This window comes from Yersinia rohdei ATCC 43380 (genome assembly GCF_000173775.1).
Taxonomy (GTDB): Bacteria; Pseudomonadota; Gammaproteobacteria; order Enterobacterales; family Enterobacteriaceae; genus Yersinia; species Yersinia rohdei.
Genome location: NZ_ACCD01000051.1, coordinates 1 through 14,780 on the forward strand (window position 1 = coordinate 1; position 14,780 = coordinate 14,780).

The following is a 14,780-nucleotide window of genomic DNA, read 5'->3' on the forward strand; positions in this document are numbered from 1 at the left end:
TGGCTACTGCGCTTTGCCATTCAGGGATTGCGCAGTGCCTCTATCTAAACCCAATGTCATTCAGGATGGTATTTGATGGCTGAAAATAACATAAATTATCAACAAATTGCGCTAACCGGGCGAGTGCTGGGCGCGTTGTTTTATTGTGAACCGGACAGCCCGGCATGTCGGGATATTGTGGCGCAATTGCGCAGCGGCTCATGGGTAACCCAATGGCCTTATGGTTGTGACGAACAATTGGCACCCATTGTCGAGTTACTGGCGCAACCAGATGCAAATGAAACTCGGGAAGAAGCTTGGCAACGGCTATTTATTGGCCCATATGCCTTGCCTGCGCCGCCTTGGGGGTCAGTCTATCTGGATAAAGAAAATGTGCTGTTTGGCGATTCCACCCTAAAATTACGTCACTGGATGGCGCAGCAACAGGTGGAAGTCACCTTGGATCAGGAAGAACCCGAAGATCAATTTGGCTTATTACTGATGATGGCGGCCTGGTTGGCCGAGCACCAACCGGCAGATTTACCTGATTTGCTGGCTGAACACCTGCTGCCTTGGGCTTACCGCTATCTGGATTTGCTGCAATCCACTGCTGGGCACCCGTTTTATCTGGGGGTGGCTCAGTTAGCGGCCTTAACACTGACTCATTGGCAGGATGAATTGCAGGTGACGCCGATAGCTGCTGAGCTTTATCGTTAGTCCCATCTCACGTCTTAGCGCCTATTTTTAGAGAGGCTTTTGAGGTTGATGACCCATCCAGACTATCACCTGGGGTTTGTCGGCTGTTATTGCCCGGATGGGCGCTCCAGCTGTTTACGCGGCGCTCATCCATTCGGCATGTTTTCCCCTACTAATCAATGTTATCAATTGCTTGAGCCCATCATTCGATGGGCTTTTTGCTTTTAACCGCCTAGTGCAGTGACTCACTTTGTATCCGGGCTAACCCCAGCCCAAATTAGATTAATTTGTGACCGGCTTCTATTTTCCTGGTTCTCATATTGGACAAGGCGAAAGGCGTTTGTATTATTATATTGAATATAAATTTAATAGTGAATATATATTCAATGCGGAGAATAATAATGAAGAATACCCTACTGAAATCCTGTCTTACCGCAGCATTGATCTCAATGGCGGGCATTGCTGGTGCGGCCAGTAATGGCCTGATCGCCATTATCACCCCCTCCCACGATAACCCGTTTTTTAAAGCGGAGGCTGAAGGTGCTAAAGCCAAAGCGACGGAGCTGGGCTACACCGTGCTGGTTGCTTCTCATGATGATGATGTGAACAAACAGAACCAACTGCTGGAAACGGCGGTGGCCCGCAAAGCCAGCGCTATCATTCTGGATAACGCCGGGTCTGATGCTTCTATCGGGCCGTTGAAAAAAGCCAAGGCCGCAGGAATACCTATCTTCCTGATTGACCGCGAAATCAATGAAACCGGCATTGCGGTCTCGCAAATTGTCTCTAACAACTATCAGGGCGCACAGCTGGGGGCAGAAAAATTCGTCGTCTTAATGGGCGGTAAAGGCAAATACGTTGAATTACTGGGTCGTGAATCTGATACCAACGCCCATGTGCGTTCACAGGGTTATCACGATGTTATTGATGAACATAAAGACATGAAAATGGTCGCCCAACAGACGGCAAACTGGAGCCAAACTGAAGCGTTCAACCGCATGGAGTCCATTTTGCAAGCTAACCCGGATATTACCGGCGTTATTTCCGGTAACGACACCATGGCGTTAGGCGCTGAAGCAGCATTAAAAGCAGCAGGGCGTAATGATGTGATCGTGGTCGGATTTGACGGCAGCGATTATGTCCGTGATTCCATCATCAACAAAGGCAATATCAAAGCCACCGTCCTCCAGCCGGGTTGGGCACAGGCACAGATGGCCGTGGCGCAAGCTGATAAATACCTGAAAACCGGTTCAACCGGTCAGGAAGAAAAACAGCTGATGGATTGTGTCTTAATTGATGAAAACAATGCCAAAAATCTGAATGTCTTTGCGCTGAAAGAGTAATTCCTTAAGCAAGGTTCGCTAGACAATGAGGGGCGTCACTGCCCCTCCTGACCGGAGGCAGTATGTGGTTCAGTGCCCTATCGAAAGCAGGCGGTTTGTTGGTTGTCAGTGCCGTGCTGGTGGCTTGCACCGTGGTGGATTTGGATGAAAACGGCAAACCTATCTTGCCAGTCGATCCCAATGCGGTCGTCAGTGATTACAACCAAGCACCCGACAAAGTCGCCTCCACTATTTGGGTGAATAAAGTCATGCCCTTTGCCAACAGTAACGCCGTGAGTTGGCCGCAGGTGAAACAGCAACAACATCAGCCAGTACCAGGGAAAAATAGTCAAAGTCGTTTTGTTCGCTTTAGCGGCAAAGTAGTCGCGGTAGATACTGAAGGGCGGGAAGGCGTGATGAAGGTAGCGGTCGAGGGTGATGAACAAGTGCTGCAATTAGGGCCTATCGTCAAAGGCAATGCTATCCGCGATGCATCCACGTTTATCCGCTTCGAAGATTTTAAAAACCAAGTGCAATACGCCCAGCTCTCTAAGGCATTAAGTAAACGTGCTTTGCAGGATGTGGCCAAACCTGATGCCAGTTGGGTTGGACAACAAGTTGAGATTTTAGCAGCAGGGACATTAACCCCAGACGGCTTGAGCAATGTAGTGCCACTCAGTTTGAATAAGGAGAGCCACTAATGGACAGCACACCTGACATTGTCATGCGAGCCCAAGACATTTCGATGCGTTTTCCTGGCACTTTGGCACTCGATAGCGTCAATTACTCGGTTTATCGCGGCAAAGTGAATGTGATTATTGGCGAAAATGGGGCCGGAAAATCAACACTGATGAAAATTCTGGCCGGAGTGCAGCAACCCACATCCGGGCAAATTTACCTAAATGAGCAGCCGGTGACTATTGCCAACACCCGCGAGGCCGCAGCGCTGGGTATCGGCATGGTGCACCAGGAGCTGAACCTGTCCGAAAACCTCAATGTGGCAGAAAATATTTTTCTAGGGCGCGAGATCCAGCAAGGCTTAAAACCGATTAATCAAGCCGCGCAGGAACTGATTGCGGAACAACTGATGGCGCGTCTCGACCAAGTTATTTCACCGAAAGAAATGGTGTCAAACCTGAAGGTTGGCCAGCAACAATTGATTGAAATTGCCAAGGCACTGGCAGAGCAGGCGGATATTCTGATTTTGGATGAGCCGACCTCGGCACTGAGTAAAACGGAAGTCGATATTCTGTTTCGCGTGATTCGTGAACTGACTCGCCAGGGTGTTTCCATCGTCTATATTTCACATCGCTTGGAAGAATTGATGGCAATTGGCGACTACATCACCATTTTGCGTGATGGTCGTTTTCAGGCCCAAGCCGCAGTCAAAGATATAAATGTGCCGTGGATTGTTCGTGAAATGCTGGGCAGTGATCCGGTTTCCAGTTTTCTCCATCCCGACCGGACTTTTGGTGAGCCAATGATGGAGGTGGAGAACGTCACTTTAATCAATGAATCCGGTAACACTGTCGTGAACCAAGTGTCGCTGGCGGTGCGGGCCGGTGAAATCGTGGGTATTTATGGGTTAATGGGGGCGGGTCGTACCGAATTGTTTGAGTGTTTGCTGGGCACTCAACAAAGCTATCTCGGCACTATACGGCTTAATGGCACCGCCATCAGCAGCAAAACTTCTACCGCCGATCGCATCCGTCTGGGGATGAGTTTGGTACCGGAAGACCGCAAGAAAACGGGCATTTTTCCTGTCTCATCAGTGGCCAACAATCTGACAATCGCTAGCTTATGGCGCCGGTTGAAACACCGCTTCGCCATCTGGCAAGAGAGTGAATCAAAGGTGGTGGCCGGAGTCATTAGCGACTTGTCTATCAAAGTCTCTTCACCGGAGGTGGAAATTCAGGCGCTCAGTGGCGGTAATCAGCAAAAGGTGGTCATCGGCCGCTCATTACTGACCAGCCCAAACATTCTGCTGCTGGATGAACCCACTCGGGGTATTGATGTTGGAGCCAAAGCTGATGTCTTTGAAATGATGGTAAAACTCTCAGAGCAGGGGATTGGCATTTTGTTTTCCACCTCAGATCTGAAAGAAATCATGGCGGTATCAGACCGCATTCTGGTGATGTCGAATGGCAAATTGACGGCGAATGTATCCCGTCAGTCAGCCAGTGAATCGGCATTGGTTACGGCAAGCGCACAAGGGTTTGAATGATGAAAGCAACAACTGGCACTGCGTTGACGGGTCACCAGACGGGGGGCACGTCGTGGTCACGGGAAAATATGCTGCTGCTTCTGCTAAAGATGCGCACCTTTATTGCTCTGTTCCTGATCCTTGGCTTTTTCTCGGTGATGGTGCCGGGATTTCTGGCGACCGGCAGTTTGATCATTATGGTTAAACATATCGCCATCAATGCCTTCCTCGCATTGGGCATCACTTTTGTCATTATCACCGCCGGTATTGATCTTTCTATCGGGGCAACCTTGGGGCTGTGCGGCATGGTTGCGGGCTGGATGATAACCCAGGGCATTGTTTTACCGATGTTTGGTATCGCTATCTTCCCAAGTGTTTGGGTTGTGGTGCCGGTGGTGTTGGTTATCGGAGCGCTAATTGGTGCACTCAATGGTTGGATAATTACCCGCTATAACGTCGCGCCATTTATCTGCACCCTCGGCACCATGTATGTGGTGCGCGGTGCGGCGATGCTGATTTCTGGTGGTGAAACTTTCCCCGGTTTACAAGGGAATCCACAACTGGGGAATACCGGTTTTGATGTGTTGGGTTCCGGCACACTATTGGGCTTGCCGATTGCCATTTGGATCATGTTCATTTTGGCGTTGGTTATTGCTTATGTCGCGCGCCGCCTGCCTTTCGGCCGTCATGTTTATGCTATTGGGGATAATGAGCGGGCAGCAGAGCTGTCTGGCGTCAAAGTCCGGCAGGTCAAAATGTGGGTTTACACTATTTCGGGCTTCTGCGCCGCCATTGCCGGGATAATTGTTTCCGCGCAACTGGTGGCGAGCCACCCGGCAAACGGCAGTGGTTTTGAGATGAATGCAATTGCCGCCGTGGTATTGGGCGGGACGTCTCTAGCCGGGGGCCGTGGCACCATTCTTGGCACCCTGATTGGGGCCTTTGTTATCGGTATTTTGGCTGATGGTTTGGTCATGATGGGGGTCAGCGAATTCTGGCAAATGGTTATCAAAGGCATCGTAATTATTGTGGCGGTCATTATCGACCAGATGCAAAACCGGATGCAGCACAAGGCGGCAATTGTCTCGCAAAAATCGACCGTGATACCGCAAGTGGAGAAGAGTGAGCCGGTATAAGGCGCAAACCGCTAAAAGGGCGATGACCGCCTAACTGCCACAGAACACGAAACATATCATGCCGGAGGGCGATTTCCGGACAGGCTTGATGAAAGCTATTTTTTAGCCTTATCAGGAATAAATATTCGGTTATGAGTAGAAATTCAGTGCCGAACAGAAATAACAGAGAGGTAATGTTATGAATCCGTATTCATTGTCAGTGGATGAGCTGGTGAAAAAGGCCCGTGCCATCCGTCGCCGCATCGTCCTGCTCAATGCGAACAGCCCTGCCGGGGGGCACACCGGAGCTGATCTTTCGCAAGTCGAGATTCTGACGGCACTCTATTTTCGCATTCTGAATTGCGCGCCAGACCGGCTTACCGACTCTGAGCGCGATATCTATGTGCAATCTAAGGGGCATGCGGTGGGCGGCTATTACTGTTGTTTGGCGGAGGCTGGTTATTTCCCCGAAGAATGGTTGGCGACTTATCAACATGCTAACTCTCATCTGCCGGGTCATCCGGTGAAACATAAAACGCCGGGAATTGAGTTAAATACCGGGGCATTGGGCCACGGTTTACCTGTCGCGGTAGGTATCGCGTTGGCGGCAAAACAGGCCAATAGCAAACGCCGGGTGTTTGTCTTGACCGGTGATGGTGAGCTGGCTGAAGGCAGTAACTGGGAGGCGGCGTTGGTCGCGGCCCATTACCAGTTAGATAACCTGATAATCATTAACGACAAAAATAAACTCCAGCTGGCGGGCACCACCCAATCCATTATGAATACCGACCCACTGGCAGAGAAATGGCAAGCATTTGGTCTGCAAGTCACGGAATGCCAAGGTAATAACATGCAATCGGTAGTGGAAACGCTGGAAGGATTACAGCCCAATGGGAAACCCAATGTGGTGATTGCCAACACTGAAAAAGGGGCGGGTATTTCCTTTATCCAAGGGCGGGTGGAATGGCACCACCGGGTGCCGAAAGGTGCTGAAATTGATCTGGCATTGGAGGAATTGAGCGATGAGTAATGCAGAACATTTGGCCTCAGTGATGGTCGAGCAGTTTATAAAAGCGGTGGATAATGGCGTGGATCTGGTTCCGGTGCTGGCTGACTCTACCTCAACGGCGAAAATCGGGCCTTTTATTACCCGCTTCCCGGCCCGGGTGGTTAACGTCGGTATTGCCGAGCAAGCCATGGTTGGTACGGCGGTGGGATTATCTATGGGCGGCAAAATTGCGGTGACGTGTAATGCCGCGCCCTTCCTGATTTCCCGCGCCAACGAGCAGCTTAAAATTGATGTTTGCTACAACAACAGCAATGTAAAACTGTTTGGCCTTAACTCCGGTGCCAGCTATGGCCCATTAGCGAGCACACACCACAGTATTGATGATATCGCCATCTTGCGTGGCTTTGGCAATATCGAAATCTATGCGCCATCTGACCCACAAGAGTGCCGCCAGATAATTGATTATGCACTGGCACATATTGGGCCGGTTTATATCCGGCTAGATGGCAAATCCTTACCTCCACTTCATAGTGAACACTATCAGTTTACCCCAGGCCAGATTGATGTTTTACAAGAGGGGCGGGATATTGTTCTGGTAGCGATGGGTTCTACAGTGCATGAGGCTGTTAGCGCGGCCGCCATACTAGCAGACAACAATGTTTCTGCTGCGGTGGTCAATGTTTCTTCTATTCGTCCGTGTGATACTCAGCAGCTGTTAGCCATCCTTAGAAACAGTCAGCGGGTGATTACTATCGAAGAGCACAATATTAATGGTGGCGTGGGCAGCTTAGTTGCGGAAGTTTTGGCCGAGGCTGGCAGTGGTATTCCCTTAGTCAGATTAGGTATTCCCGATGGCGGCTATGCTATTGCCGCCGACAGGGCAGAGATGCGCGCCTGGCATGGTTTTGATGCGGCAGGCATTGTAGTTCGTGCTCTGCGGTTTTGTCGGGGAGAATAACGATGTCAACGCCGAGCAGACCGGCCGCGTCGTCGAGCAGACAAACGCCGGTTATTTTAGCTATTGATGAAGGCACCACCAATGCCAAAGCCATTGCGGTGGATACTGCCGGGCAGATTTTGGCAAAAGCATCAGTGCCATTAGCGTTAGAACACCCGCAGCCCGGCTGGGCGGAGCAAGATCCGCAGGCGATTTGGCAGGCGGTTTCTCTGGCAGCTGAACGTTGTTTAAGCCAGTTGACGGGGGCGCGGGTAGCGGGCATTGCCATCAGTAACCAGCGCGAATCGGTGCTTATCTGGGAGCGTGTGACTGGGCAGCCGTTAACACCGGTGGTGAGCTGGCAGTGTCGGCGATCAGAACTTTTCTGCTTGGCACTCAGTCAGTTACCGGAGGCAGCTCTGATTGCACAGCGGACGGGATTGCCAATTGATCCTCTGTTCCCCGCCGCAAAAATCCACGGCATGCTGGCACATATCCCACAAGGTGCTGAGCGGGCGGCTCACGGCGAACTTTGTGTTGGCACCATTGATTGCTGGCTGACCTGGCAACTCAGTGGTGGCCAAAGTTTCTCGACAGATTTTTCCAATGCAGCCCGCACCCAGCTGTTTAACATCCATACCGGCCAATGGGATCCTGATCTATTGGCGCTGTTTGGTATTCCTAGCCTCTGCCTGCCGGCAGTATTGCCTTCGGCTGCGGTGCATGGCTATACCGCAAACACGGGCATTATTGGCTTAAACCAAGGGGTGCCCATTGTGGCCCAAATTGGTGATTCTCATGCTGCGCTCTATGGGCAGGGAGGGGATCGCGCGGGTGAAATCAAAGCCACCTATGGCACGGGTTCTTCTCTGATGACCACCGTCAAACACGCCAGTGCGCAGAGTCATGGCCTGAGCACCACCATTGCCTGGCATGACGGTGAGCTACGCTATGCCCTTGAGGGCAATATTACTCACACCGGCTCTGGTGTGGCGTGGGTTTCGCGCATGTTGGGGATAACGGATTTAACCCGACTAACTGATATGGCCGAAAGCCTGTCGGGTAACCAGGGCGTTTATTTTGTCCCGGCATTATCTGGGCTGGGCGCACCTTATTGGGACAGTCAGGCGCGCGGTTTATTCTGTGGCCTGACCGACGCCACCACACCAGCGGTACTGGCCCGTGCGGGATTGGAATCCATTGCTTACCAAATTGCGGATGTCTTTTTTGCTATGGAACAGGCCGGTCATCACCGGCTTGAGCGGTTACGTGTTGATGGCGGTGCAACCAACAACCGCTGGCTGATGCAATTCCAGGCCGACCTGCTCCAACGTACCTTGATCCGCAACCATACCGCCGAGGTATCCGCTCTGGGTGCGGCTTATTTAGGAGGGAAAACCCTTGGCTGGTGGCAGGATAGCCAGCAACTGGCGGCACTCCCTCGTGAAGTGGAATACATCGAACCGCGCGCTCAAAGTGCGGAGATGCAAGATAACTATAGCCTCTGGCAATCGGCCATCGCGCGCGCGCGTTTCCAGCCGAAATAACCCACACTAGGAGTAAGCATATGTCAGCAATACCTCGTAAGTTAACTTTTGCGGTAATTATTGGTAATCGGGGTTTCTTTCCAAGTTATTTAGTCACAGACGCGCGCCGCGATGCCCAGGCACTGTTTGACCGCTTGGGAATAAACATCATTATGCTTAATGAAGAGCAAACTCCATTGGGTGGGGTGGAAAACTGGCGTGATGCCAAAGTGTGCGCCGAGTTATTCCGTCAACACAGCGCAGAGATCCATGGTGTGGTGGTGATTCTGCCTAATTTTGGTGATGAAAAAAGTGTCTCTGATGCTATCCGACTTTCTGGCCTTAAAGTGCCGGTGCTGGTGCAAGCTGAAGAAGATGCGCTGGATAAAATGGGGCTGGCGACACGTCGTGACAGCTTCTGCGGCAAAATATCACTCTGCAACAACCTGCGCCAATATGGCATTCCATTCACTTTGACTAAGCAGCATGTTTGCAGCTTAAACAGCGAAATCTTCAGTGGTGATGTCGAGCAGTTTGTCCAGTTGTGCCGTGTGGTACATGCTATGAAGCGGGTGCGAGTTGGGGCGATTGGCGCGCGGCCAACTAATTTTAATACGGTGCGTTACAGCGAAAAATTATTAGAGAACTTAGGGATTACAGTTGAAACTCTTGATTTATCTGAGGTGTTTTTCCGCGTAGCCAACCTCAGTGATAATGACATCCGGGTCGGCGAAAAATTGGCGTTATTAAAAGCTAATGGTGATACCAGCGCGATCCCCCAAGATAAATTGCACAAAATGGCAAAATTATTTGTGGTTATCAGTGAGTGGATTATTGCTAATGATATTGATACCACTGCCATGCAGTGCTGGACTTCGCTGCAACAAAATCTGGGGATTAATGTCTGCTCCATTATGAGCGTGATGTCTGGGCAATTGATGCCAAGCGCCTGTGAAGTAGATGTTATGGGGGCATTATCAATGTATGCGCTGGCGAGTTGCTCGTTGGCACCTGCCTCTATTGCTGACTGGAACAACAATTTTGGCGCAGAACGTGATAAATGCGTGCTATTCCATTGCGGTAACTTTGCCAGCGAAAGCCTGGAAAGCTCAACTATGGGTACTGCGGATATTATCGGCACAACTGTGGGCTGTGAGAATACTTGCGGTGCCGTTCATGGCCGTATGAAATCTGGCCCCTTGACCTATTTCCGCCTTTCTTCTGATGATTTTACTGGGCAGGTGCGGGCTTATGTTGGTGAAGGGCGCTCTGTCAGTGACGAGTTAGACACGGTAGGGTGCCGCGCGGTGGTAGAAGTGCCGCAGTTGGAGAGTTTACTTACCCATATCTGTAATAATGGTTTTGAGCACCATGTGGCAATGAATCATTCAGCCACAGCTCAAGTGCTGCAAGAAGCATTCAGTAAATACTTGGGTGTAGAGTGCTACTGGCATGCAAAGTAAGGGCGGCTAAGCATTTCAATCAACCGCATCAGGGAAGGTGCGGTTGATTATAGGATTATCCTAATAAATCTCGTTACAGTAATGTCTCGGCGGTTAATCTGTCGGTAATCAATACATCAATATAGTTACCGGTAAGCGCACCACGAATAGCGGCACTTTTGCCGATTCCCCCCGCCAGTGCCACTACTCGAGGGCAGGCGCGCAATTGTGGTAATGACATCCCAATCACGGGGTCTTCTTCGTCACTGAGTACGGCATTGCCCGCAGCATCAAAATAATGCAAACATAAATCCCCAACAGCGCCGCGCTCTGCCAGCAATTTCAGCATCTCTTCATGGTAATAATTACCGGAGTTTTTCAATAGCTGCGAAGGCTCTAAATCGCCAATGCCCACTAATGCCAGATCAACCTCAGCAAATTTATTCACTACTTCGGCGACCTCGCCGCTGGAGATAAGCCGGGCGCGATCTTCCGTGGAGCGCTCAATGCTCTGTGCGGGCAGCAAATAAGCTGGGCAATTCAAAATATTTGCTAATGATTGGGTTAACAATGTGGCCTGAACATTACCATTGGGGCCGACACCGCCCAATAATTGAATGACACCGCTAGTTTTGATGTTAAGTGGATGAAGGTTATCAACCATCGCCCGAATAGTGCTGCTCCAGGAAGAAATACCCACCATATCATTTGGACGAATGCTGGTTTGCATATAGTGCGCGGCAGCTGAGCCAATAGCTTGTTTTATCTGTGCTGGGCTGGCGTCATCGGCAATATCCACCACTATGGCCTGATCAATACCGTAGTGTTTTTGAATACGTGATTCTATACCAATAAACATATTGGCGGGTTGGATAACACTGATTTTAACCACGCCTTCTTTGACACACCGGGTTATCGCGCGGGAGACAAAAGACTGAGATAAATGCAGGCTTTCAGCAATCTCGGATTGCTTCATACCTTCGGTGTAATACAACGTGGCTATTTTCACCAGCAGCCGTTGCTCATCTTGTCTCGACATGGTTCTATCCCGCTAAATACCTGATGTTGGTATTTTTATTCAAAGCCGAATAAATAACAAGCAGTACCGAATTATCCCCTTTAAATCTGTAATAAGCCCCGAAATTCATAAAATTAAGGTATAGGTTTTCGGGGGATACATAGGTCGCGTTATGCGTTATGTCCCTTTAGAGTCCGCCTATAATGGGTTTTCCTTAGGCTCTTTTTCAACCTCCGGTTGTTCGGGCGGCGGCATAATGTCATGAATTAATTGCTCATCAAAACTGGGATTCAATGCTGGAGAAAGCGGCGAACTGACCAGGCTATCGGGTATTGCCATATGTGGAACCGGGGCATCATTAACAAATTCATCTTGATCTTGTTTAACGGTTCTGCTGAGCGCTATCAGACTTAAACCACAGAGTGAGAAGAACGCATACAGAATATTACCCCCTAGCGGAGCAATCAGGGCGCCGACGGCAAGGGGCCCGATACTCGCCCCCACCCCAAATGACATCAGTAAACATGCCGCTAATGAAACTCGTCGCTCTGGCTCAATCAGGTCATTGGCCAATGCCACAACCAAGGGATAGAGGGTAAACTGCAACATACTGACGACAAAGCCTAAACCCAATAAAAAATGGAACGAGATATGGGGCACGAGTGCCAATGGTAGTGCAGTTAATGCCAGTAATAATGCGTTAACTCGGATCAATAGAGTGCGGTTATAGCGATCTGACAACCAACTGAGTGGCAATTGGGCGACTAATCCGGCAAAAATCGATAACGCCATAAACAGGCCGGTGTCCTGAGTCGAAAGTGATTGCAGGCTGGCATAGACCGGTGCAAGACCATAAAACGAACCGACAATCATGCCAACAACTAAGGTTGATGCCAGTATTTTGGGGATAGAACGAATAAAAAATTTCAGCTCCATTGGGGCGGGTGACATCTGCTGGGCATTGCTGCGAGTCGTCAGCGCGATAGGCACCAAGCATAGGGCAAAAAACAAAGCGATAATCATGAGAGTGCTTAAACCTAGCTCAGGCTGAAGCATCAATACCACTTGACCCAATGCCATACCCGCATAGGTCGCAGCCATATAAAAGCCAAATACAGCACCGCGTTGGTTAGATTCTGCTTGGTCATTAAGCCAGCTTTCCAACACCATAAACTGGCACATCATGCAGAGGCCAATAATCAAGCGTAAAACAACCCAAGCGGGGATGTATTCGGTCAGCCCATGCATCAGCACGGCAGCAGTAATAATACCTGCACAGGCTACATAGGCACGAATATGGCCTACTCGTGCAATCAGAAAATGGCCAACTTTGCCGCCGATAACCAAACCAATATAGTTGGCAGCGATAATTGCCCCGATTAATGCGCCTGAGACATGTATGGCTGTCAGACGTAGCGAGATATAGGTGGTCAGCAAGCCCGAACCCAATAGCATCAGCACGGTTGCGCTATAAAGTGGGAAAAAGGCATTAAGAATTTTTTTCACTGTCACGTCCTTAGTTCATCATTCCGGATAAATGACCGGTACTACAGATGTCGCCAGCCGCATTGTCTTTATTTTGATACTAACAGCTGAGTTCCTGAGGTAAAGCTTTGTACAGAAAAGTACTTTTTTTCATTACATCCTGCGAAGCGTTTCGCATAACTGACAGCTGTTGCCGCCAGCGGCTAAAGAAGTGTTACTATCGATGGCAGAAAATTTCATTTGAGTAGGGGGAATCATGAGCGAAAAACAGTTACGCCAGCTTAGTATCGCGGTAGGTAATAAGCTAAAAGAACGTGATTCTTGGGTTACCTGCGCTGAGTCCTGTACTGGTGGCTGGGTTGCTAAAGTACTCACTGACATTGCTGGTAGTTCCGCTTATTTCGATCGCGGCTTTGTGACTTACAGCAACAAAGCAAAGCATGATTTACTGGGGGTGAAAGAAAGCACTCTGGAGAAGTATGGCGCAGTAAGTGAAGCTGTCGTGCAAGAAATGGCATTAGGCGCATTGCGAGAAGCCAAGGCAGACTTTGCAGTATCAATTAGTGGTATTGCAGGGCCGGATGGTGGTAGTGCAGAAAAACCGGTGGGTACGGTATGGTTTGCTTTTGCAACGAATGAAGGGCTGGTTGTGGCCAGTAAACAACATTTTCGCGGCGACCGTGATGCCGTGCGGTTGCAAGCAACTGTTTTCGCACTACAAACACTATTAGATGATTTTCTGTAAAAATAGGCTTGATACTGTATGATTGTACAGTATAATTAGCGGTAATTTCCTGCACAAAACAACATTCAGTGGTGATGACAGGGTAACCTGGCATACCAGAGAGGGAGTAAAAATGGCTATTGATGAGAATAAACAAAAGGCGTTAGCAGCAGCACTGGGCCAAATTGAAAAACAATTCGGTAAAGGCTCTATTATGCGCCTTGGCGAAGACCGCTCTATGGATGTTGAAACCATCTCTACTGGTTCTCTTTCTCTTGATATCGCATTGGGGGCGGGTGGCCTGCCAATGGGGCGTATTGTTGAGATTTATGGCCCAGAGTCATCGGGTAAAACGACGCTAACTTTACAGGTTATTGCCGCTGCACAGCGCGAAGGTAAAACCTGCGCGTTTATCGATGCCGAGCATGCTCTTGACCCTATCTATGCTAAAAAATTAGGTGTAGATATTGATAACCTGCTGTGTTCTCAACCAGATACTGGTGAGCAAGCGTTGGAAATCTGTGATGCATTAACTCGCTCTGGTGCTGTTGATGTCATCATTGTTGACTCCGTAGCAGCATTAACACCAAAAGCCGAAATTGAAGGTGAAATTGGTGACTCTCATATGGGCCTTGCTGCACGTATGATGAGCCAGGCGATGCGTAAGCTGGCGGGTAACTTGAAGAATGCTAACACTTTGTTGATCTTCATTAACCAGATTCGTATGAAAATCGGTGTGATGTTTGGTAACCCTGAAACCACCACCGGTGGTAACGCATTGAAATTTTATGCTTCTGTACGTTTGGATATTCGTCGTATTGGCGCAGTAAAAGACGGCGATGTGGTTGTTGGTAGCGAGACCCGCGTTAAAGTTGTGAAAAACAAGATTGCCGCCCCCTTCAAGCAAGCTGAATTCCAGATCCTGTATGGTGAAGGCATCAATATTAACGGCGAACTTGTTGATTTAGGTGTTAAGCACAAGCTGATAGAAAAAGCGGGTGCTTGGTATAGCTACAATGGTGACAAGATTGGTCAGGGTAAAGCGAACGCCAGTAACTATTTAAAAGAAAACCCGGCAGTAGCTGCTGAGTTAGATAAAAAATTACGTGAAATGCTGCTCAATGGCGGCAATGGCGAACAACCTGTAGCTACAGCAGTATTAGCTGATGAAGAGGATGAAACCAGCGAAGAGTTTTAATTCGTAAGGTTAATCAACTGAATTTGCAAAATAATCAGTTATCAAACGGCTCACTAAGTGGGCCGTTTTCGTAAGTAAATTTCGACGAAATGAGCTGCTAACACCACTGCATCTTCAGGTAAGAAA

At 49.4% G+C, this 14,780-nt stretch carries 13 protein-coding genes; 11 read left to right on the forward strand and 2 right to left on the reverse strand.

Annotated elements, in window-relative coordinates; translation table 11 throughout:
- Nucleotides 1-75 precede the first annotated feature (75 nt).
- From dmsD to YROHD0001_RS00560, 9 genes are all read left to right on the forward strand, one after another.
- Nucleotides 76-696 carry a Tat proofreading chaperone DmsD gene (dmsD, locus tag YROHD0001_RS00590; protein WP_004716810.1) on the forward strand — a complete coding sequence of 207 codons (621 nt, stop codon included), beginning with the start codon at nt 76-78 and terminating at the stop codon, nt 694-696.
- A 380-nt stretch (nt 697-1,076) separates the two neighbouring features.
- Entirely contained in the window at nt 1,077-2,018 is a 942-nt protein-coding gene (locus YROHD0001_RS00585; protein WP_004716812.1) for a D-ribose ABC transporter substrate-binding protein, read from the forward strand.
- 62 nt (nt 2,019-2,080) lie between these two features.
- Nucleotides 2,081-2,698 carry a DUF2291 family protein gene (locus YROHD0001_RS0118895; RefSeq protein WP_032818415.1) on the forward strand — a complete coding sequence of 206 codons (618 nt, stop codon included), beginning with the start codon at nt 2,081-2,083 and terminating at the stop codon, nt 2,696-2,698.
- Nucleotides 2,698-4,221, forward strand: coding sequence for a sugar ABC transporter ATP-binding protein (locus tag YROHD0001_RS00580; RefSeq protein WP_004716813.1), 1,524 nt, complete (start codon nt 2,698-2,700; stop codon nt 4,219-4,221). The genes YROHD0001_RS0118895 and YROHD0001_RS00580 overlap by 1 nt, the downstream gene beginning before the upstream one ends.
- Nucleotides 4,221-5,336, forward strand: a complete 1,116-nt coding sequence (locus YROHD0001_RS0118900) for an ABC transporter permease (protein ID WP_032818418.1) — start codon at nt 4,221-4,223, stop codon at nt 5,334-5,336. The genes YROHD0001_RS00580 and YROHD0001_RS0118900 overlap by 1 nt, the downstream gene beginning before the upstream one ends.
- A 178-nt stretch (nt 5,337-5,514) precedes the next feature.
- Nucleotides 5,515-6,345 carry a transketolase gene (locus YROHD0001_RS00575; RefSeq protein WP_004716814.1) on the forward strand — a complete coding sequence of 277 codons (831 nt, stop codon included), beginning with the start codon at nt 5,515-5,517 and terminating at the stop codon, nt 6,343-6,345.
- Nucleotides 6,338-7,282 carry a transketolase family protein gene (locus YROHD0001_RS00570; RefSeq protein ID WP_032818421.1) on the forward strand — a complete coding sequence of 315 codons (945 nt, stop codon included), beginning with the start codon at nt 6,338-6,340 and terminating at the stop codon, nt 7,280-7,282. The genes YROHD0001_RS00575 and YROHD0001_RS00570 overlap by 8 nt, the downstream gene beginning before the upstream one ends.
- Before the next feature lie 2 nt (nt 7,283-7,284).
- Complete coding sequence (locus tag YROHD0001_RS00565; RefSeq protein ID WP_004716816.1) at nt 7,285-8,808, forward strand: FGGY family carbohydrate kinase; 1,524 nt, start codon at nt 7,285-7,287, stop codon at nt 8,806-8,808.
- A gap of 20 nt (nt 8,809-8,828) precedes the next feature.
- The gene (locus YROHD0001_RS00560) at nt 8,829-10,250 is read left to right on the forward strand and encodes an L-fucose/L-arabinose isomerase family protein (RefSeq protein ID WP_004716817.1); all 1,422 of its coding nucleotides are present in this window, start codon (nt 8,829-8,831) and stop codon (nt 10,248-10,250) included.
- A gap of 73 nt (nt 10,251-10,323) precedes the next feature.
- Here the strand turns inward: YROHD0001_RS00560 and YROHD0001_RS00555 are convergent, their stop codons facing one another.
- Complete coding sequence (locus YROHD0001_RS00555; RefSeq protein ID WP_004716818.1) at nt 10,324-11,268, reverse strand: sugar-binding transcriptional regulator; 945 nt, start codon at nt 11,266-11,268, stop codon at nt 10,324-10,326.
- A 177-nt stretch (nt 11,269-11,445) separates the two neighbouring features.
- Nucleotides 11,446-12,753, reverse strand: a complete 1,308-nt coding sequence (locus tag YROHD0001_RS00550) for an MFS transporter (protein ID WP_032818424.1) — start codon at nt 12,751-12,753, stop codon at nt 11,446-11,448.
- A 235-nt stretch (nt 12,754-12,988) separates the two neighbouring features.
- Between YROHD0001_RS00550 and pncC the strand changes: the two genes are divergently transcribed.
- Both pncC and recA read left to right on the forward strand, forming a co-directional pair.
- Nucleotides 12,989-13,477, forward strand: coding sequence for a nicotinamide-nucleotide amidase (gene pncC / locus YROHD0001_RS00545; RefSeq protein WP_004716820.1), 489 nt, complete (start codon nt 12,989-12,991; stop codon nt 13,475-13,477).
- A gap of 112 nt (nt 13,478-13,589) precedes the next feature.
- Nucleotides 13,590-14,654, forward strand: a complete 1,065-nt coding sequence (recA, locus tag YROHD0001_RS00540; protein WP_004716821.1) for a recombinase RecA — start codon at nt 13,590-13,592, stop codon at nt 14,652-14,654.
- Nucleotides 14,655-14,780: the final 126 nt, after the last annotated feature.

Bases quoted from the DNA above. Each gene is read 5' to 3' on its own strand.
- YROHD0001_RS00585 (WP_004716812.1), top strand. From the start codon at position 1,077: ATGAAGAATACCCTACTGAAATCCTGTCTTACCGCAGCATTGATCTCA.
- YROHD0001_RS00560 (WP_004716817.1), top strand. From the start codon at position 8,829: ATGTCAGCAATACCTCGTAAGTTAACTTTTGCGGTAATTATTGGTAAT.
- YROHD0001_RS00570 (WP_032818421.1), top strand. From the start codon at position 6,338: ATGAGTAATGCAGAACATTTGGCCTCAGTGATGGTCGAGCAGTTTATA.
- pncC (WP_004716820.1), top strand. From the start codon at position 12,989: ATGAGCGAAAAACAGTTACGCCAGCTTAGTATCGCGGTAGGTAATAAG.
- YROHD0001_RS0118895 (WP_032818415.1), top strand. From the start codon at position 2,081: ATGTGGTTCAGTGCCCTATCGAAAGCAGGCGGTTTGTTGGTTGTCAGT.
- dmsD (WP_004716810.1), top strand. From the start codon at position 76: ATGGCTGAAAATAACATAAATTATCAACAAATTGCGCTAACCGGGCGA.
- YROHD0001_RS00565 (WP_004716816.1), top strand. From the start codon at position 7,285: ATGTCAACGCCGAGCAGACCGGCCGCGTCGTCGAGCAGACAAACGCCG.
- recA (WP_004716821.1), top strand. From the start codon at position 13,590: ATGGCTATTGATGAGAATAAACAAAAGGCGTTAGCAGCAGCACTGGGC.
- YROHD0001_RS0118900 (WP_032818418.1), top strand. From the start codon at position 4,221: ATGAAAGCAACAACTGGCACTGCGTTGACGGGTCACCAGACGGGGGGC.
- YROHD0001_RS00580 (WP_004716813.1), top strand. From the start codon at position 2,698: ATGGACAGCACACCTGACATTGTCATGCGAGCCCAAGACATTTCGATG.
- YROHD0001_RS00575 (WP_004716814.1), top strand. From the start codon at position 5,515: ATGAATCCGTATTCATTGTCAGTGGATGAGCTGGTGAAAAAGGCCCGT.
- YROHD0001_RS00555 (WP_004716818.1), bottom strand. From the start codon at position 11,268: ATGTCGAGACAAGATGAGCAACGGCTGCTGGTGAAAATAGCCACGTTG.